Origin of the sequence: Aeoliella sp. (genome assembly GCF_965227375.1) — a bacterium.
In the GTDB taxonomy this organism is placed as follows: Bacteria; Planctomycetota; Planctomycetia; order Pirellulales; family Lacipirellulaceae; genus Aeoliella.
On the sequence record NZ_CBDDFX010000002.1, the window covers coordinates 3,677,349 to 3,697,111 of the forward strand.

Annotated in this window: 11 protein-coding genes; 6 read left to right on the top strand and 5 right to left on the bottom strand. The window is 58.3% G+C overall.

Annotated features, from left to right (window positions below):
- Positions 1-176: 176 nt before the first annotated feature.
- The 4 genes from ACQK2L_RS27530 to ACQK2L_RS27545 form a co-directional block, all read right to left on the bottom strand.
- Positions 177-4,586 (bottom strand): CotH kinase family protein, encoded by a 4,410-nt coding sequence (locus ACQK2L_RS27530; RefSeq protein WP_425400259.1) that lies wholly within the window; start codon positions 4,584-4,586, stop codon positions 177-179.
- A 410-nt stretch (positions 4,587-4,996) separates the two neighbouring features.
- Positions 4,997-5,725 (bottom strand): PEP-CTERM sorting domain-containing protein, encoded by a 729-nt coding sequence (locus tag ACQK2L_RS27535; RefSeq protein WP_425400260.1) that lies wholly within the window; start codon positions 5,723-5,725, stop codon positions 4,997-4,999.
- 335 nt (positions 5,726-6,060) lie between these two features.
- Positions 6,061-8,739 (bottom strand): PEP-CTERM sorting domain-containing protein, encoded by a 2,679-nt coding sequence (locus tag ACQK2L_RS27540; protein WP_425400261.1) that lies wholly within the window; start codon positions 8,737-8,739, stop codon positions 6,061-6,063.
- 94 nt (positions 8,740-8,833) lie between these two features.
- The gene (locus ACQK2L_RS27545) at positions 8,834-9,979 is read right to left on the bottom strand and encodes a DUF1559 domain-containing protein (protein ID WP_425400262.1); all 1,146 of its coding nucleotides are present in this window, start codon (positions 9,977-9,979) and stop codon (positions 8,834-8,836) included.
- A 652-nt stretch (positions 9,980-10,631) separates the two neighbouring features.
- Between ACQK2L_RS27545 and ACQK2L_RS27550 the strand changes: the two genes are divergently transcribed.
- The 6 genes from ACQK2L_RS27550 to ACQK2L_RS27575 all read left to right on the top strand — a co-directional run bounded on the left by ACQK2L_RS27550 (position 10,632) and on the right by ACQK2L_RS27575 (position 18,918).
- Positions 10,632-11,150 (top strand): sigma-70 family RNA polymerase sigma factor, encoded by a 519-nt coding sequence (locus ACQK2L_RS27550; RefSeq protein ID WP_425400263.1) that lies wholly within the window; start codon positions 10,632-10,634, stop codon positions 11,148-11,150.
- A 48-nt stretch (positions 11,151-11,198) separates the two neighbouring features.
- Positions 11,199-12,701 (top strand): hypothetical protein, encoded by a 1,503-nt coding sequence (locus tag ACQK2L_RS27555; RefSeq protein WP_425400264.1) that lies wholly within the window; start codon positions 11,199-11,201, stop codon positions 12,699-12,701.
- 197 nt (positions 12,702-12,898) lie between these two features.
- Complete coding sequence (locus ACQK2L_RS27560) at positions 12,899-15,616, top strand: DUF2961 domain-containing protein (RefSeq protein ID WP_425400265.1); 2,718 nt, start codon at positions 12,899-12,901, stop codon at positions 15,614-15,616.
- Positions 15,617-15,830: 214 nt separating this feature from the next.
- Positions 15,831-16,580 (top strand): SDR family oxidoreductase, encoded by a 750-nt coding sequence (locus tag ACQK2L_RS27565; RefSeq protein ID WP_425400266.1) that lies wholly within the window; start codon positions 15,831-15,833, stop codon positions 16,578-16,580.
- Positions 16,581-16,612: 32 nt separating this feature from the next.
- Entirely contained in the window at positions 16,613-17,461 is an 849-nt protein-coding gene (locus ACQK2L_RS27570) for a fumarylacetoacetate hydrolase family protein (RefSeq protein WP_425400267.1), read from the top strand.
- A 17-nt stretch (positions 17,462-17,478) separates the two neighbouring features.
- Positions 17,479-18,918: a Gfo/Idh/MocA family protein gene (locus ACQK2L_RS27575; protein ID WP_425400268.1), complete on the top strand. Its 1,440-nt coding sequence runs from the start codon at positions 17,479-17,481 to the stop codon at positions 18,916-18,918.
- Here the strand turns inward: ACQK2L_RS27575 and ACQK2L_RS27580 are convergent.
- Entirely contained in the window at positions 18,911-19,753 is an 843-nt protein-coding gene (locus tag ACQK2L_RS27580) for an SMP-30/gluconolactonase/LRE family protein (protein ID WP_425400269.1), read from the bottom strand. The two genes, ACQK2L_RS27575 and ACQK2L_RS27580, sit on opposite strands and share 8 nt — an antisense overlap.
- Between the last annotated feature and the right edge of the window lie 10 nt (positions 19,754-19,763).

Genomic DNA, 19,763 nt, shown 5'->3' on the forward strand with positions numbered 1-19,763 from the left:
CGTTAGCCCGCAGAGTGTCGCCAGGAAAATTGGAAAAATCTGGCAATTCTGCTAGGCATCCCTAGCGGCTCCCCGGCCGGGAGCAGTGCCCATCCCCCTACTTCACTGGAGGGGGGAGTGCGGCTGAGCCCCCAGAAAGACGAAATGGTCGTCTTGAAGTCGGGAGAAAAGCGATGTTACGACAAGGCTGACAGATGCACTTCGAGGGCGTCTAGCCCATCCGAGTCGCGGTCTGCTGAAGATTCGTCTTCACCCATGGCACTTGGTGGTGATGTCCCACCTTCCAACTCCGCGATGGCCGTATCGAGCAGCAGCAATTCGTCACTCCAAGCCACGGCCGCAGCACTGGCCGGAACTGAGGAACTAACTGTTTGTGGCGCGGTTGGTTCTTGATCGGATTGAGTGGTGCTCCAAGCGGCGAACGCTGCAGCAACGTGTTCTTCGTCGGTAGTGCTGGAGGTCGTTGCGTCCGGCGGGTCGTTGCGGACAGACTCATCGTTCGATGCCAAGGCCGAGAACGCTGCTGGCGGAGTTAGGGTGGCGCCCAAGTTGTTCCGCCAGATTGTGTAGTCGGCGAGGCTCACGCGGCCGTCCCGGTTTCCGTCTGCCGACAGCAAAGTGGTGGAACCGAATGTCGACTTCCAGAGTGCATAGTCCGCCTGATCGACCGTTCCGTTCCCATTGTAGTCGCCGCGCAACGTGGTCTGGACGCCGGGCGTACCGCCGATAGCGAAACTTGCACGCCAGTTACTGGCAGAGGAGTAATCGCCGAACAGGTCAATCACCTCGAGCGAGGGCCCACTGCCATCGGCTCCCTCCGCCCATGGTGCGACATCGTCGTAGGTGAAGTCATGGATGATCTGGCTCGAGCCATCGGAGAGTACGATCTGCTCGCCACCGTTGGACAGCTTGCCCGAGTACTCGCCAGCAATGGTGACGCCTGTTCCATAACGAACCAAAAAGGCATCGATATTCTCCACCACCACCAGCGATTGCCCTGGTAGCAAGGATGTAACATCTCCCAGAGTAAAGTCGAAATCGATTCCACCACTGAGTTGCACGCCGTTCAGGCTGATCGTGTTACTACTCGTGTTCACTAGTTCGATGAACTCGAAGTTGTCGGTATCCACTCCCGGAATGAGCTGCGCTTCGCCGGCTGTTGGGTCTGCCGGATGGTAGTGAAGTTCGCTAATCCGCAGGCTCGAAGAATCCGCCGGCAGTTCGATGGAGAACAGGCCCGAAACGAGCGAACTCCATGGGGTCTGGCCGTCCACCACGGCACCTGCCATTACGTGCACAGCGAGCGCCACATCGGAGGAACTGAGGATCTGCTGCCCAGAGCCATTCGCAGATTCGTAGAACCGGATATCGGCGACTTGCATCGGGCCGCCGTTATCCTTGAGAGATGGGAACATCAGTTTGTAGGAGGTATACACCGTGGAGTTGTCGACCATCACCACCTGGCCGTCGGTATATCGAGTGCTGGGCAACGAGAGGCTTCCGGAGTCAATAAGCGTCCAGTTCTCCGCCAAGCCTGAGCTATTGTCGGTGCTCTGGATCGGATCGTTGGTGCCGTACAGCTCCCAGGATGTGGGATCACGGCCCTCCGCATCGTTGGCGGTCGTCAGCTTGAAGCTCTGTACAACTGACTGTCCAAAATCGGGGGTGATGATGATGCCTGAATTGGGGCCGCCGAAGTTCAGGTACTTGGTGAACTGATTCGAATCGAGCGCATTGGAAGGCGTTTCAAAGAAGCCAGGACCGTTCGGATAGCTGCTGTTAGAGGTCGTGCTCCCACCAACTGTGCCAAATGATCGGGCGTTGATCTGGGTGGTGCTGGTTACACTGAACGGCCCCGTGTATTCGATTGCGGAGGGGGAGATTCCGCCTCCATCGGTGCGCGGGTCACTTCCATCAAGTGTGTAGTAGATGGTGGTTCCCGGGGCGGCTGTCAGCGTCACCAGCTCGCCTACGGATACGTTACCGGGCGTTGGAGAGAATACCGGGCTACTGATTAGCTGGTCGTCGATCCAATTCACACGTTCGACCAGCCAATTGGCCAAGTGGCTCACTTCGCCCGCCCATCCAGTGAGCCCTTCATCAGCGTACTCGCCGCCGTTGGGCGCCACTTCAGGCCACTCCTGGAAGTTGCGAACCTGTGCCTCGGCAATCTGTGAGGCCAACCCGTTCACCGTGTCGCGAAGGTTCTCGTCGCTGAGTACACCACTGCGAAGCTCCTGCCAGCGATCCACCCAACGCTGGGCAAAGTTCGGATCGTCGAACAGCGGGCCCCACCAGTCCGACTCGAAGAAGTCGACGTCCGGCAAGTACCACCCCTGTGGATTGGCTGAGCGCGAGTCGCCGTCGGCTCCCGAAGAGCGATCAAAGTCCCACACGGGGCCGAAAGCCAGCTTGCCATCTCGGTCCTTGGTAAGGAACGTACTCAACCGTAGCGAGTCGGGCTCCTTGGACAAGATGCGGAGGATGTGGTGGTCGATCGTGGTATCGACGTCGAGGTAGGCCTGATAGCCCAGCACTGGATCGGTCGAATTGGGCCCATACAGAGCATCTTCAAAGTCCTGAATGTAGCCACGAATGTAATTGACCTGATCCTCAGTCAGCTCGTTGTACTCGGGCTCTTCGTGCACGAGCGCCGAATCCAGCAGCGTGGGGACGTTGCGGTCCGTTTCCCATGCGCCGCCTCGAGGGGTCTCGCCGTCCGCTGCGTCGAGGGCGATGATATAGCCGCCGGAGATATCTGGTTCGCTATTCTGCGTAGGAGTGAGTTCATCGATATCCACGCGGTTGCCATCGCGCTTGATGTTCTCCATCAGCACGTAGACGCCCATGTAATCGTTTTCGTTCAGTACGCCGTTGTCGAAGTTGGCGTACACCTCGACGAAGCGAATCCGCGGCGCCCACTTACCTAGTTGACGACTAAGTTCGAAGAACGTCGCGTTGCGTATCATCGCCCGATCGAAATTGTAAGGCGCGTACAGAATCCAGTCGGATTCCGAAGGCATGCCCAGCAGTTCGACGTTCTTGTCCTCTCCGTTCTCGTCGCGAATCTCGATGCGGAGGTTCGTCTTAGGGTTGTTGGCGGTACTTCTGCCTCGTCGGTGCTGGCCGATGAGCGTACTGAGGTCGGCCTCCGTCGAGAGCGATGCCCGGCCGGTCAACTCATCCACTTCGTACAGCGAAAGTACCGCATCCTCAAAGTCGCCCGTGCCAGGGGTGCCACTGCCGAAGTTCTCCAGCACAACAATAGGCAGATCCGACGTGAATGCACTTGTCGAAGAGTCCGTGAGCGTGTAGCTCTCGGTATGGACGCTTCCGAGCTGACCTTCTGCGCCGAACGCTCGCGCGCGGAGCTGCGTTGTGGCGTTGATCGTTAGCGGAGCGGTGTAGAGCGGCGACGATGCGGTCGGCACTGTTCCGTCGGTCGTATAGCGTATGACTTCCGTAATGTCAGGCGTGCTAAGAGTGAGTTGGAACGAACTGGTGAACGATCCGCCCGCGTGAGAGAACTCCACGTCCGATGCCCGCAGATTGGTATTTGGCAGGCCAGGTGTGGGTTCCAGTAGTTGTCCAACGACGATCGGCTCGCGAATCGCGCCCGCTGTAGTGAGCAGTTGAATCGAGGCCAGCATGTCCGAGCTATCGCTGCCCTTGTTGAGCATATGGATAGCGAGGATATTCTCTCCGACATTCAGCAAGTCCGAGTGCGCCGAAAGATCAAAGTCGACGTACTCGACGGCCAGTCCGTCGGGATGGTCGGTCGTGGCGACAGAAAGGTAGTTCGGGTTTTCGGGAGCATTTGCGCTGGCGACTTGCGTGCCGTTGATGTACGCAATAAAGCCATCGTCGTACTTCATCTGGAGCGACTGCAGCAGTGTCGAATCGCTGGCGACGGTAAACGGGATGCGTACGTAGGCAGTAACCGTACCGGCAGGAATCAGCGTATCTAGCAGCCCGGCGGCTGCGAAATCGGTCCCAGAGCTCTCATAACCCAAACTGGCGACGCCCGACTGCCAAGTGGCGTCGTTGAAACTCGGTTGGGTCCAGGTGGCGTCGACCGAGCTATTCGTGGGCACCAAATACCGAACGTCACTTTCCGGCGTAACGAGGGCCTCGGAACCGGAGTTGAAGGCCACGCCGTACGATACGTTGGAGGTCTGGGCCGGATAGTCGGTTCCCGCGGGGCCAAACTCCGAAAGCACGACTCCACTTGGATCGACCAAAGCAAGGTACTCACCGCCAGCCGCAAGCGAGAAGTTGGTGTGCTCATGCCCGGCCGAGTCTGGCTCGTCGTTTCCACTAGCGAAGACAACCAGAAAATCACCCGGGTCCAGCACTAGGGTAGTAGAGAAGCTCCACTTATTGAGGTCTGCAGGATCGTCGGTCAGGTGGTAGCCCAACAAGTCGGCGGATTGGTCGCCGTTGTTGTAGATCTCGATCCAATCGGAGGCTGCCCCGTTGCCGTCCTCTAAAACGCCCCCGTTGGAGGCCATGAACTCGGTGATAGTCAAGTCCGCCGCAAGAAGTTCGCGAGGCTCTAAAGCCTCAAAGCCGAGTTGCTTCCTCATCGATAGTCGCCCAGTACTCTACAAGATATCACGGTCCCGAATCGCCGCGTTCCTCGTGCCTAGTCACTATCGAATCGCGATTAAGCTACGCTCGCTAGTCCAGACAAGCATCCAGACTTGCGCACGTAGATCAGGACATCATCGGTAAATCAAAGCTATCAAGAGTTTGCAATTTAAGCCAACCCCGTGCTGCCAATGCTCCTGTACCTATACTAGCCACCGCCCAAAGCGCGTTCGAGCAAAACGCTTCCCAAAAAAACAAAGCGTTCTACTCAAAGTACTCGATGGGCCGTAGCACCGGCCGTCGGACAACCGCAACACGTAATTACCGCACGAAAGCAAAAGAGAGCAGGTCGTCGGGGTCGGCTAGCACCTTCCCCAACGACCCGCCTCGTACCCCCTGACTATGGTTACCGGCGACGGCAGACGCCGAGGCCCATGAGCGCTCCGATGGCCACAAGGCTCAACGTGCTCGGCTCGGGTACGGCCTGATTGAAGCTCAGGTTGTCGATCGCGTGCCGGCCGTTGAGTGGGTCGCCAACTCCAGCGAGGATCAGCGTGTAACTCTCACCCAACTCGCCCGTGAAGTTCGGCGTGATCGTCATCACGTCGCTATCGGGGTTGGTGAGTGTAACTTGCTGGCTCCATACCACCGCGTCCGACGAGTCGGTAAGCGACAGGTCCCAAGTGCTGGAATCCACGGTTTCCTCGGTGTTACCGAAATCGAACGAGTTCAGCACCAAGGCGTAGCCGGGATCGGCGGCAAATCCGATTGAGTGGTAGTCAAAGTCGAGCTGGGCAATGCGCTCATCGGGACCTTCGTTGTCCCAATCACCTCCGCCGACGGTCTGATTCTCGATCTCGGCGAAGTGATCTGAGGTGTGGATGTCCCAGCCGTTGCTGTTAGCGTCGCCGTTGTTGTCCTGGCCGTCGATGTCCCAAGTCAAAGCGATGTTCGGCGTGGCACCATTGCTGACGACCAGACCATTGGCATCAGCGGCTGCGTTGGAGCCAAAGTCTTTTGGAATAGTTGTGTTGCTTCCACCAATCTGGCCGAAGCCGAGGATAGTGGCATGGCTGAGGTTGGCCATTGCGAGTACAGCGCCCGCAACTCCCAGAAATGTGATGTGTCGAATCATTAGTCTTGTAGTCTCCCTTGGTGTAACGAAAAAACGATGAGTCAAAGCGATTACCTGTGGAAGGCGACCCACGCCACGAAATGTGCCATTCGTGCCGAAGTGGCCTTCCTACCTGCTCTCTTCACTATTCCGACGAAACCGCATGTCTCATTGAACTGAAAACTGAGTTGTACTTGTCTCCTGGTGCTTAGGCCGTCTTCGAACAAGGAATCAACATGATTAGTTAGCTGACTACTGGGGCGTGTGTATCGTGGTAAGTGGGCTAGATCGCCCTTCACTCCGCCCAGAGGCGCAGCGGCTGCCCATTGGCGATCTGCCCACTTACCAGCGATTCGTTAACCCTTGGCTCTCTTGCACGCGCATCGCACCCAAAACGCAGGCACAGCCGCGCCGATAATCAATAGTGCGGTGGCGGGCTCGGGAACGTTGGCAGTGGACAGGCCGCCGATTGCTGAAGCAGTCGCGCCGAAGTTGCTCTTCCACGCGTCGTACTGGGCGGTTCCGATCGTTCCTCCAACGCTGTCGTTGGGCAGCGTACCCGCCGGGGCACCCAGGTTATTGCGCCATACGGTGTAGTCGGCCAGGTTGACGACACCGTCATTGTTGTAGTCGCCAGCAACGGCCGGCGCGTCGCCTATGTATTCAACGCGGGCGTTGTAGACTTCGCCTTGCTTGTTGGTCCACAGAAAGACAAGATCTTCCAGGCCCGACAGGTTGTTGTAGGCGCCACCCAGGCTGATGGGACCGGTGCCTGCGGTGAACGTCGTCTCGCCAGTGTAGAATGCCTCGACCAGGCGATTGGAGGTGCCGTTTTCGGCGAGTTCCCAACCATTGCCACTGCCGTTCCCAGCCGTGAACATCGCATCGCCCTGCACACCATCGAAGCTTCCAGGCAGCAGCGCACCGCCCGGACTTTCGATGGAGTAGCTGTCCATAAAGATGTTCTCCGCCCCTGCCAAATTGTTGCGAAGCGTCATGGATCCATCGCTTCGGTCGACTGTGAGGACTACATCGCTTGGTCCGTCGAGCAACCGGAACTCATGACCGCCGATGCGGCTGGTCGAAGTGAGGGCACCAGATTCATCCGTCTCGGTGATTCGCATCGCTACGTACCGACCGGAGTTCTCGCCTCCCAGCGTGTAGGGGCGGATCGCGCTATCGTCGATCCGATTGTCGCTGGGCAGCAGGTTCACGATTGCGTCGGCGGGGGTTGCAGGAACGACACCACCGAAATCGGTATTACTGAACCAGAACTCGAACTTGCCGACTTTATCAGCCACCGGGTTACCACCGGTGCGCTGGGCATAGGCAAACCAGTTAGCGGTGACGGAAGTCCCATAGTCCATAAACACCACCGCCGAATCGGCGACGCCTGGCATCTCGCCACCGATCGCGTACTGGCCTAAAAAGCCGCCTGGAAACAGATCAGCGTCGGTGTAGTTAGTAACGAACAGGTCGCTTTCAATCCGGGTGGGCGATTCGTCCAATACATCGTCATCGAACAACTGATCAGGGCCCGCGTTCTCCCCTTCATTCAGCTGCCCTTCAGGTATCGAAACGGTGGGAGTCGAGCCAACCACGCTAAAGCCTTGCAGCGTCTGTGCCTGCAGACTCGCACCACCGGAGATCACAGCAATTGCCACCAGCATGGCAATCGCCCGCCCCAGGCGACGCCGCCCGCAAACGACAACTCCGGCGAGCGCCAGCATTGCCACCGAGGAAGGTTCGGGAACCTGGCTCGTACCAAACAGTGTGGCAGCACCGCCTGCAAGCTCGACGAACAACTTGTAGTCAAAGACGTCGCTGTCGAAGTCGCCATCCAGGTCGCCACCCAGATAGGCTTGGGCAGCGGTCAAACCGGTATAGTCCTGACCAAGACCTGCACGGAACAAGGGCCAGTCTTGAATATCGACCGACAAGTCACCGTTGTAATCGCCCCAAGGAACGACATCGCCAACATATTGTGGAGCGAGGGCCAGCAGCGTTCCACTCTGATCGTAGATTGTGAAACCGGCATCTTCCCAGCCAGTGGGGGTCGTTCCATCGGCCCTATACGTAGGCAGAATGCTAAAGGCTTGGCCCAGGTTGAATTGCCCACCCGCGCCCAGGGATACGCCGTCGTTGGTTCCGCCTGAGCCATCTGCTTCGTGCAGCGAAGTAGCCGTTTCGCTCACGATAGACCAATCGTCGTTGGGATCGGCGCTAGTATTGGTGATGGAACTCCAGCCGGCGGGGTTTAGCGCGGCGGACGGTGATCGAATCTCGTACTCACTAAACGACAATGCCTCGTTCGCCCGAATGGAGGCAGTACCCGCGTTGGGACCGCTGCGGTTGATTTCGAGCCTTCCAATGAGATCAGACAGGTCAGGGAGCTGATTGAAGCTCAGATTGTCGACTCCATGACGACCGTTGATCGGGTCGTTGATCCCTTCGAGAACCAGCGTGTAACTCTCTCCCATCGCCCCCGTGAAATTTGGGGCGACGGTGATCGTATCGCTATCGGGGTTGGTAAGCGTAACCTGCTGACTCCAAACCACCGAATCGGAGGAGTCGGTAATCGAAAGGTCCCAAGTGCTCGAGTCCATTGTTTCCGCCGTGTTCGCGAAATCGAACGAGTTGAGCACCAAGGCGGCCCCAGGGTCGACAATGAAACCAATGGAGTGGTAGTCGAAATCGAGCTGACCAATACGCTCGTCGGGGCCCTCGTTGTCCCAATCTCCGCCGCCGATCGTATGGTTCTCGAGTTTCGCGAAGTGATCGGAGGTATGAATGTCCCAACCGTTGCTGTCAGGGTTTCCGTTGCCATCTTCGCCGTTGATATCCCAGTTCAGCGAGATATTGGGCGTCGTGCCGTTGCTGACGACAAAGCCGTTGCCATCCGCCGCTGCTCGGGATGCCAGCGTCTTCGGAACTGGTGCGTTGCTGCCACCTAGTTGACCGAAACCAACAATGGTCGCTTGGCTGATGCCAGATGCTAAGAGCGATACCGCCAGAACAATTGCCCTTTGCTTCATTGAAGTTACTCCCTGAGTGTTTACTGTCGCTTGTTTGATTGCCGCATGCGGCGAGTGTTAGATCGATACTTGCTTTGTCACATCAAAAGTGGTTCTAACGAGGCGCGATTTTGGCTACACCGTCATCGTTGCGCGCCCCCATCTGGCGAAAGACTTCTGGATCCACGTCGAACTCGACGCCTGATACCGAGCCATCGCACATGGAGAACAAGCACACCGCTGGATGGCTGCTTCCGAAAATCTCACGAGCAGCGTACTGGCCGACGTCTGCTACCACTTCATCCCAAGTTTCATTTGTCGACCGAGGCAAGTGAGTCGCCTTGCGTGGCACCCCCGAGGAAGAGACCCCGATGTAGTAGGTCGACCGAATCATGTCGTCCTGAAAGCCGACGAACTGTGCCCAGTCGTCGCCTTTGTTAAGGCCGGTCTCAAAATCTTCGGCAGGGATCCACTTCTCCCCCAAGGCGATGGTGTTGGTGAGACCATCTGTCACGGAACGCGACTTGATCGCATTGCCGCAGAACGAAACTCCCGAAAACTCCTGCAGGCTAGGAGGAAATCCGACGGGGAACGTCTCCTTGACATAGTTTTGAGGAGTGACGTTACGACAACGGCTATTGCCTGTTCGATCGTAGTCCACTTCGTCGCCCACACTGACTGCATAGTCGCAACGAGCGGCCTGGGTGTATTTGTATCGTGTCACGCCGCCTTGACCATCGCCAACCAATGCATCCCCACCGTGCGGATAGGGATAAGGCCCTCCTTTGCGTCGGGAAGGACAATTGGCAATGGAGACGGGTGTTGCGTCGCGTTGTTGCAGCAACGCCGTGCGCGTGGCGCCGGTGGTCCCCTGCCCCATATCGTGCAGCGATTGCAACTCGATGAACGGAAGTGTCACAAACAGCCATGAGCCGGGCTGCTTGGCGCCGCTTCCACGGTCGGGATCAGAGTTCCACTCTCCTGGCCAACCCGACGCAGGCCACTGGCCGTGAGTGCTCTCGTGGTTGATCATGCCTAGAGTCAGGTTCTTCAACTGGGAAGTGCACTGAGTCCGCCGCGCGGCTTCTCTCGCAGCTTGCACCGCAGGCAACAATAGCGCCACCAGGATGCCGATGATGGCGATCACCACCAGCAGTTCCACGAGCGTGAACGCGACGCGCCGGCACCTGGGCTTGGTACGATACGCCAGCATGGGAGTTGGCTGAGCACAGAAGGCGGAAGTTGATCCTTCACGATTCATAAACGGGAGCCTCTCACTGCCCTGTCGGGCAGAATCGCCGACGCAGGTCGGCGGTGTGTATTGCTTTCATCCAATGGACAACCGCGGCCGCCAAGACGCTCGTTAGAGCATCTCACCCACCTGCACGATTGCCGAGCATCTGTTCCACGGCGTTACGGCGAATACACGATGGCCGCCCAAGTGGCTAAACGAGTCCGTGCGGGAAAAGAAACTTCGATCAGTCGCGGGCGTCTCTAGCGACGCCGCCTTTTACCGCACTGTGGGACTCGCGATCCTGGGCCATTCCAACTGTCGACCACAAAAACGCCGTCTCATCAGATACATACCGGTCCAACAACATTGGTTGCGCGACAAACCAAGAACTTTCAGACTTCCGAGCCCCATGAACCGACTAGCACCCCCAAGAAACGGCTGATTGGCTCGACAAAAGGCTACCCAACCGCGAAGAGCTACAAGTGACCGAAACACGCTACGGGAGGGCAAATTAACGAAATATTCATGATTCAGCGCAACGCTTCAGTTGGCCGCGGTATGTAGGTGCAAGGAGAGGTTTGTGGACGTTTTGGGGTCGTGCTAGTCTGGTGCTCATCGGGATTCGTGGCGAATGTTGCAGGATACACCGTTGAGCAATGGGGGTTGGCGAGAGTCTGACATGAGAAATCCTCCGAGCAGGGATGCGTTCGTCCAGTCGCTTACGAAGGCGCAACTAGGGCTGCTGCGATACATCACAGCCCTGGTTGGCGACCCCGAAGCGGCCAACAACATCCTGCAAAACACCAACTTGCTGCTTTGGAAGAAGGCCGACGAGTTTGAGCCAGGAACCAACTTCGACGCCTGGGCCACCAAGGTTGCCTACTGGCAGGTCAAGGCATACTGCCGGGATCGCGGGCGTGACCGGCATGTGTTCGGCGATATGCTGGTAGAGCAGTTGGCAGATCGGGCTGGGCAGTTGGAAGACATTGACCAGACAGTTGGCTTGTTGCGAAAGTGCTTGAAGAAGCTGCATGAAAAAGACCGGGAGTTGGTTGCACTGAGGTACGACAACGCGTTTTCGGTGCAGCAGCTTTCCTCTCGCTTGGGCAGATCGCCATCGGCGATCAAAGGCGCGTTGCTCCGGGCCAGGCGCTCGTTGAGGGCATGCGTCGAACGACAAATGGCGAAGGAACTTTAGCCACAGGCGACGTTGCAACAGGCAACGTCACCCGCTCAGGAGATTGCCTTGGGTAGCAAACTGGAAGAACTCGAAAAGCTCGTATCCGAACTCTACGACGATGGCTTGTCCGATGCGGCCATGGCTCGTCTAGAGGAGTTACTTCTCGATGACGCAGAACTCCAGGACCGCTACTGTAGCTTGGTCAATACCCACATGGCCCTCTCGGTTGCAGGAGCATCGAGTATCGAGAACGCCAAGCCGCACGGTCAGCCTTCGGAGGCTGTGCCAACGTCTCCAGGAGAGCCCCAGCGGACTTCGTCGCTGAAGAAGCACAGCGAGTATAAGTACAAGTTCTGGTCGGTGGCTGCGGTCGCAGCGGCCGTTCTGATATCGGCCTTCAGTTGGTTTCAGTGGACGGATGCCCAACGTCCTCAGGCATCCGCCCCTGCGTTTCCTCCGGCTGCGAACTCGTGGTCTTCGGGCGTAAGTTCGCTGCCAACTATCACCAATGTCACTTGGGAAGGTCCGAACTTTGCTTCCAATTCCGACTACTGGCAACCGGTGGCAGCGGTGTCAGGAGGCGCAATCTCGTTACAGCAGGACCAAGGCGAGGCCGCCGATGGCTATTTGTTCTGCCTGCAACCTGGCATGTCGGTGGAGTTGATTGCAAGTTGCGATGCCACGGGACAGAACAGCCTTTCAATCACCGAAATCACTTACGACGCCAAGCCCTCAACGAAGAAACTCACCTTCCACAACAAAGGCGACGGCAAAGGTCCCAAACCACTGCACGCAAACCCACATGCCAAGCACCGTCGATATGGCGTGCTGGGGCGGTGGTCGGAAATCAACGCCACCGCGCGGCCGCGTTATTTTCTGCTGACCGGAGTCCACAAATTGGTCGACCTGTTCCCCGACGACCAATGGCGCGTGAGCGAGATGGGGGTGCTACTGGAGACCAACTCGGTCATCCATGTCGGTTGGGATGATAGTGGCCCCGCTCCTGTAGAACGTGGCGAACCCTACCAACAAGATTTGGACTATGACGACCTAGCGGCCACTTTGCTTTTTACGCCGATTGGCGGATTTGCAACCGAACAATCAGGGGAAGTCATCGTGGTTTCGCCCCATCAAGTCCCCCAGTTGAGGCTTCCGCCAGAAGGAGTGGAAGGACTTGACTTTGAGCTGGTGCCTGGCGCAACTGCTGTAGTAAAGGCCATCTCCGATGCTACCGATCCCAACGCGCTGGCTGTGATCGATCCGACAACTAACGAAGTTCTCTGGTCGAGTAGCAAAACAAGTAGTTCCTACCTGGGTACGACCGCATTGCAAAACACTTCGGAACAAACCAGGCAGCTCCGTATGGTAGGCCTGAACATCCCTAGAAGCATCGCCGAAGAGTCCCGCGAGTGGATTCCCTCTCAGTGGCAAGTATCCTACTCGCAATCCAACTTCTTCATCGTTGGGTTCGAAGACTCCCGAAACGATGGCGACTTCAACGATATCCGAGCGAGCCTTCTTCTGGAGCCCGGCGCGTCGGACGAGGCAGAGTCATCGGACGACGAGTAGCTAGTTCGCCACCTACGCAATAACGGCCACTAGGTCCAACCAGCGGCGCACTGCACAGCAGTTTGCAGTGGTTCTCGCTCAGTTCGCGCCTTCATGTGGATACACCGCTGGAGCAGGTCGCCTAGATCGTGTCGTTGCAGGCCGCCTGGGCTTTACCTAGAATCAAATGCGTTCGATTACCAGGTGGGGAGAAAGTCATGCTGAAGAATTGGCGGTACTGGTATGCATTTGGCGTGCTCCTGGCGCTTTGCTGCGCCTCGGCGTTTGGGGCCGAACCCCCGAGTATTCCAATCGGGTACGACGCCTACCTGCAATGGCACAAGTGGCCGCAGCAGCGTGTAGGCGCGCGCGCCTACATGCGGAGCACCTACGATCGTCGCGGCAACAACGAGGGGGCCGATTCGTCCCACTACCTGTACCAGGCGCGCGAGGACTTCAATGTAACCCTCGATGTCGAGGGCAAGGGGATGCTGTACTTTGCCCGGTACAATCACTGGCACGGTAGCCCATGGCACTATGAGGTGGACGGCTCCGATTACATTGTTAAAGAGACCACCACTGCCGATCCCTACTCGCCTCTCGAGGACGCCGTGTTTCTTCCCGAGGCGGCCCTGCCCCAGCCGTTGACCTTCACCTACGCGACCACCAAAGGCGCCGACCTGATGTGGGTGCCCATCGGATTTCAAGATCGGTTTCGCATGGCCTATTCGCGGACCTGCTATGGCACGGGCTATTACATCTACCATCAGTATCTTCCCGGTGCGTCGCTGAGCCAACCGATCGAGCCATGGAACGATTCCATGACTCCTCCCACCGAAGTACTCGATTTCCTGCGTAGCGCCGGAACCGATATCGCACCGCACCAGCAAGTGGAGCAACAGCAAACCAGCAAGTCCTTGGCTCCAGGTGAGGCAATGGTGGTGGAACTAGAAGGTGCAAAAACCATCAGGGCGTTTCGGCTGAGCGTTCCGGCAGACGCCGCGGTGGCCTCGGACGACCTTTGGATTCGTATGACTTGGGACGATCGCGAAGCTCCGTCGGTTGATTCGCCCGCACCACTGCTGTTTGGCACCGGTACGTTCTTTAACCCTTCGAACCGTGAGTACCTGGTCAAGGCGCTGCCTGTGAATGTACGGTTTCGCGACGGGCGGATGGAGCTAGGCTGCTATTTTCCCATGCCGTTCTTCCAGTCCGCACGAATTGAGTTGATCAACAAAGGCGACGCAGAGATCGACGACCTGCGGTGTGAGGTACGGACCGAGGAATACACCGGTCAGCCCAACGAGGTGGGCTACTTTCACGCTACCTATGTTGATCATCCGAACCCCGAAATGGGGCAGGACCTGGTGTTTCTCGATACCGACCAAGTGGAGGGAGGAGGAAGCTGGTCCGGCAGTTTTGTTGGCACCTCGTTTATCTTCTCCGATCGAGGGCGCTTGTGGACACTGGAGGGCGACCCACGGTTCTTCTTCGACGACAGCCAAAGCGCACAGGCCTATGGCACAGGCACCGAAGAGTGGGGCGGAGGTGGTGACTACTGGGGCGGCGAGGTCATGACACTGCCACTGGCGGGACATCCTGTCGGCACCGCGGGTCACCCGCGTGGCGGACGTCAGTTGGAAGTGGAACACGAGAAGGGCCTGATCGAGTCGGCCTATCGGTACTTGCTCGCCGATCTAATGCCTTTTGGGCGTCGAGCCGTGATACGTTTCGAGCATGGCGGCATCAACAACTTTCCGGAGCATTATCAAAGCCTTACCTACTGGTACGGAGCGCCATTCGAAACGCTCAAGCTGACCGACACGCTCGAAATCGGAGACCTGGCCAGCGAGGCCGCGCACGAATACCACTCCCCCGACGCCACGGAGCCAGAGGTCGTCACGTCCCGGTTCGAATGGGGGCCAGATCGCGTGCCGCTGTCCGGAAGCATGCCGCTGGTGCAGCCAGACGACTACGCCGACTTCGAGTTTCAGGCCAAGGCCGACACGCCGTACTACATTTGGGTCCGCGGACGTTCGTCGGGCGACCTGCAAAGCGACGCCACGTGGTTTCAGTTCGATCAGGATATCGGCATCGTCCGCAGCTTCTACGCCACGCAGGAGAAGGGCTTCGGTAACTGGCGCGACGATACCCTGGCCGGCGAGTGGAGTTGGTCGAGCGAACTGCCAGGCCAGCCACCAAAGACCGTGGAGTTTGATCGACCAGGGCGACATCGACTCCGCGTGCAAAGTCGCCACGGCGGTCACGACATTGATCGGATCTGGTTTAGCACAACCCAGCGCGAGCGTCCCGCCAGCGACTACATTCCCGTGGAAGACGACGATAACATCGTGCTGACGGTCGACGAAGCTCTGGCAATCGAAGGCGCCATGGAGCGACAAGAGGCCGCCGAAGGACAATCGGTACTGCATGTGGGTGGTGGATCGAAAGCCTGGCTCGAGACCTACCCAGCCCACGCCGAGACCGGGCGCACCACGACCACCAGCAGTGAATTCACGCTGGCCATCGACCCAGAAAATGTTGGCGTGCTGTTGCGCCGACTATTGGACTACAGCTACCCCAATCAGCGGGCCATCGTGAAGGTCGCAGACGATGACGGCCATTGGCATCACGCCGGTGTGTGGTACTTGGCCGGGTCGAACACCTGCTACTTCTCGTCCCCCCGTGGCCCGCGACGCGAACTTGGTAAGTCGAATCCCCAGGTGCAGACTTCAAACCGCCGATTCCGCGAAGACGAGTTCATGATCCCGAAAGATCTTACCGCTGGCCGAGACCGAATTCGGGTTCGCATCGAGTTCGAACCCGCCAACATCCCTCTGCTGCCAGACAGCGATCTGCCGGAACAAGCTTGGTCGGAGATGCGCTACAAAGCATACAGCTTCGTGTTCCCCGACTGGTCGCCAGACGCCAATTGAGCTTCCAGCGACTGGCTTGATTTTGCATCTAGGAGGTACACCCGACATCCCGGTGACCTCCTATTCGGTGAAGCCTTCCCTGAACCGCTGGCGTTTAGCTTTGCCTTAGGCGGCGCGACGCAAAATTGTCCGGCGGAAGGTGTGGACACGGGCCCCATCTTGGATACAATATCCATTCCTGGGCTGCGAAACTCCACCACTGGCGAGGGCGATCGTGAGCGACCGATTGGCGGGAAAAAGGGTCTTTATCACTGCGGCGGGCCAGGGAATTGGACGCGCGATTGCCGAGACATTCGCCGCCGAGAAAGCGGAAGTTCTTGCTACCGATGTAGACATGGCGGCGCTCGAATCCCTATTGTCGTCGGGGTGCGAGAGCATCCGGACTCATCAGCTGGACGTCACCAGTTCCCAGGCCATTGCCGGTGCCCAGCAGGAGGTTGGCGATATCGATATCCTGGTGAACTGTGCGGGATACGTCCACCACGGCACGATCCTGGACTGCGACGACGAGTCGTGGGACCGCACGTTTGAACTCAACGTCACTTCGATCCGTCACACGACTCGTGCATTCCTGCCCGGGATGCTCCAGCGCGGTACAGGAAACATCATCAACATCTCGTCGGTCGTATCGAGCTTGCGAGGAGCGCCCAACCGCTGTGCGTACGGCACCAGCAAGGCGGCGGTCATCGGTCTCACCAAAGCGGTGGCGACCGATTTCGTAGGCCAAGGCATACGTTGTAACGCGATCTGCCCCGGAACGGTCGATTCCCCTTCGCTGCAACAGCGGATGGCCGACTTGGGGGGCTCTTTGGAAGAGACCCGCGCCGCGTTCATCGCCCGTCAGCCAATGGGGCGTATTGGTCGACCAGGCGAGATTGCGATGTTGGCGTTATACTTGGCGTCAGACGAATCGGAGTATGTTACCGGCGCCGCGTGGAACATCGATGGCGGTTGGATTTGCTAGTTGACTTGCTCGAACAAAAAAGGTAGAGACGTATGCGATTAGCCAGGTATGGCGAGCCCGGTAGCGAAAAGCCGGCCTTGATAGACAACGACGGAACCTTGCGAGACTTGTCGCAAGAGGTCCCCGATATTGCCGGTGCGGTCTTGCTTCCTGAGAGCCTGGAGCGACTTCGGGCGCTCGAGCCATCGACGCTGCCGGAAGTATCCGAAGCACCGCGTCTCGGCCCGTGTGTCGGACAGGTCGGCAAGTTCCTGTGCATCGGACTGAACTACTCCGATCATGCTGCCGAGTCTGGTTTGGAAGTACCCACCGAGCCCATCCTGTTCGGCAAAGCCACGAGCGCCATCTGTGGCCCCAATGACGACGTGGTGATCCCACGACACTCGACGAAGACCGACTGGGAAGTCGAACTGGGCGTCGTAATAGGCAAGCCGGCCAAGTACGTGGAGTTGGACGACGCGTTGTCGCATGTGGCCGGTTACTGCGTTGTGAATGACCTGTCGGAGCGAGAGTTCCAACTCGAACGGAGCGGGCAATGGATCAAGGGCAAGAGTTGCGATACTTTCGGCCCCATCGGCCCTTGGCTGGTCACCGCGGATGAAGTGGGGGATCCTCAGAACCTTGCGCTGTGGCTCGAGGTCGATGGCCACCGCTATCAAAACGGCCACACCAGTACGATGGTGTTTGGGGTTGCCCAGTTGATTCACTACCTGAGTCAGTTCTTCACGCTGCACCCCGGCGATATTATCTCCACAGGGACACCGCCGGGTGTGGGCTTGGGCATCAAGCCCGAGCCGGTTTATTTGCGTGCGGGGCAAACCATGCGTCTGGGTATCGAAAAGCTCGGCGAGCAAACACAGCGAGTTGTTACCGACGACTAACCGTATGAGGTGAGGTGATGAAATTCGAGCAGAGCCGTCGTTGTTTCTTATCCGCATCGCTGGCTGCCACGATGCTTCCTCGCATCAGCAGAGCGGCGTCGCCCAACGACGAATTCCGCGTCGCGGTGCTGGGGCTTCGCTGGCGGGGGCAACAGCTAACGCACGAATTTATCAAAGTGCCGGGCGTGCGCGTCGCTGCGTTGTGCGATCCCGACAGCAAGCTGCTGGCGGAGCGATCGGAGGAACTGGCATCGCTGGCGCATGCCCCCAAGCGTTACGTCGATCCCAGGCAGGTGATGGACGACACCGAAATCGACGCGGTCGCCATCGCCACGCCCAATCACTGGCACAGTTTGCTTGGCATCTGGGCGTGTCAGGCCGGGAAAGACGTCTATATTGAGAAGCCCGTTTCGCACAACTTGTTTGAGGGCTGGCAGTTGTTGAATGCGGCGCGCAAGCATCGACGGATTGTTCAAACCGGCACGCAAAACCGCTCCGACACAGGGCTTCGCGAAGCCGCCTCGCAGATCCACAGCGGCCGACTCGGCGCCGTGAGGTTGGTGCGCGGACTTTGTTATAACCGACGCCCGTCGACCGGCATGGTGACGGCACCTCAACCGGTTCCCAAGGATGTGGACTACAACATCTGGTCGGGGCCGGCCGAGTTAGAATCCATCATGAGGAAGCAATTTCACTACGACTGGCACTGGAATTACACCTATGGCAACGGCGACGTCGGCAACCAAGGCGTGCACGAGTTGGACATTTGCCGTTGGATGATTGGCGCCGACGATCTACCCGCCACCGCAATTTCCGTGGGTGGTCGGTTCGGCTACGAGGACAACGCGAACACGCCGAACACACTAGTGACGTATCTTGGCTACGAGCCCGCGCCAATCCTCTTCGAGGTGCGTGGCCTGCCCGCCAAGGCTAATGAAAAGCGCATGGACACCCATCGAGGCAAGAGCGTCGGCTTGGTGGTGGAGTGTGAAAACGGGTACTTCGCGGGTGGTCGCGGTGGAGGCAACCTGTACGATAGCGATGGCCAACTGATCCAAAGCTGCCCGGGAGACAACGGAGATACCCACGCAGCAAACTTCATTGACGCGGTGCGAAGCCGCGATGCGACAACATTACACGCCGAGATTGCCGAAGGCGTGCTGTCGTCGGGGCTTAGCCATTTCTGCAATCTCTCCTACCAGTCAGGCGAGCCGATTGCGAGAGAGCAGATCACCGAGCGACTGCTGTCTGAGCCGATCGCCGCGAAGGCCTTTGATCGCATGGCGAATCACCTGGAGGCCAACAAGATTGACCTGAGTGAAGCCGCAGTGACCTTGGGACCCATGTTGAAGTGGGACAGCGCAACTCGGCGGTTCGAAGGCAACGATCAGGCGAACCAGTTGCTCACGCGGCAGTACCGCAAGCCATTCGTCGTGCCTGACTTGTCCACTACTTGAGTGATGGTCGATAGATTGGGGCGGGCTCCATATCAGTGTCGACAACGGTTATGTGCCAGCCGCCGACGTTCGAGATATAGAGCTTGCCGTCGCCGATGGCCACGTTCGTTGGACGACTGAGCAATTCGCCCGTAGGGTCTGCGAAGATCGTCTCGACGGAGCCATCGGGGCGGGCAACCATCACGGCGTCGGGCTTGTAGCAGCCAATCACCAGCGTGCCATCGGCGGCAAACGTCATGCCATCGGGAACCGTGCCACTGGGCAGAATGTGGGTGATTTCGACGGGGCCGTTGGGACGATCCAGCGGAATGCGAACAATATTCGCGGCCGTGCTCTGCGCTACGTACAGCCACTCACCGGTGGGATGAATGGCCACCCCGTTGGCAAACTTAAACGGTCCGGCGTGAAACATCTCCGTCGTGTCATCTGGTCGAACCACAGCCACGAAACCCGTGCCGGTAGTCTGCTGCCAGTAGTCGCCCGACTCGCTTAGATAGAAGTTTCCCGCGGCATCGAATGCCCCGTGATTGGGCACTTCGAATGGTCGATCGGTCACGCCACGGGAGCGGATGGCCGTTGTGCCGTCTGGGTCAACGCGAATGAGCGCTTGATGCTTGATGTCGCTGGCGTGGATCGCTCCGTCGCCATCCAGCGCGATGCCCAACAGAAAACCGCCAGTCGATCCGACTATGTGCTGCTGGCCGCTGGAATCGAAGTGGTAAACCTGCCCAGCCTCTCCGCCCGCGTACACGTCGCCATCGGGTCCCAGGCAAACACTTTCCGGATGGTCAAGTCCATCGCCCAAGGTCTGGCAGTTGTCGGGTGTAACGATCATGCATCTCTCC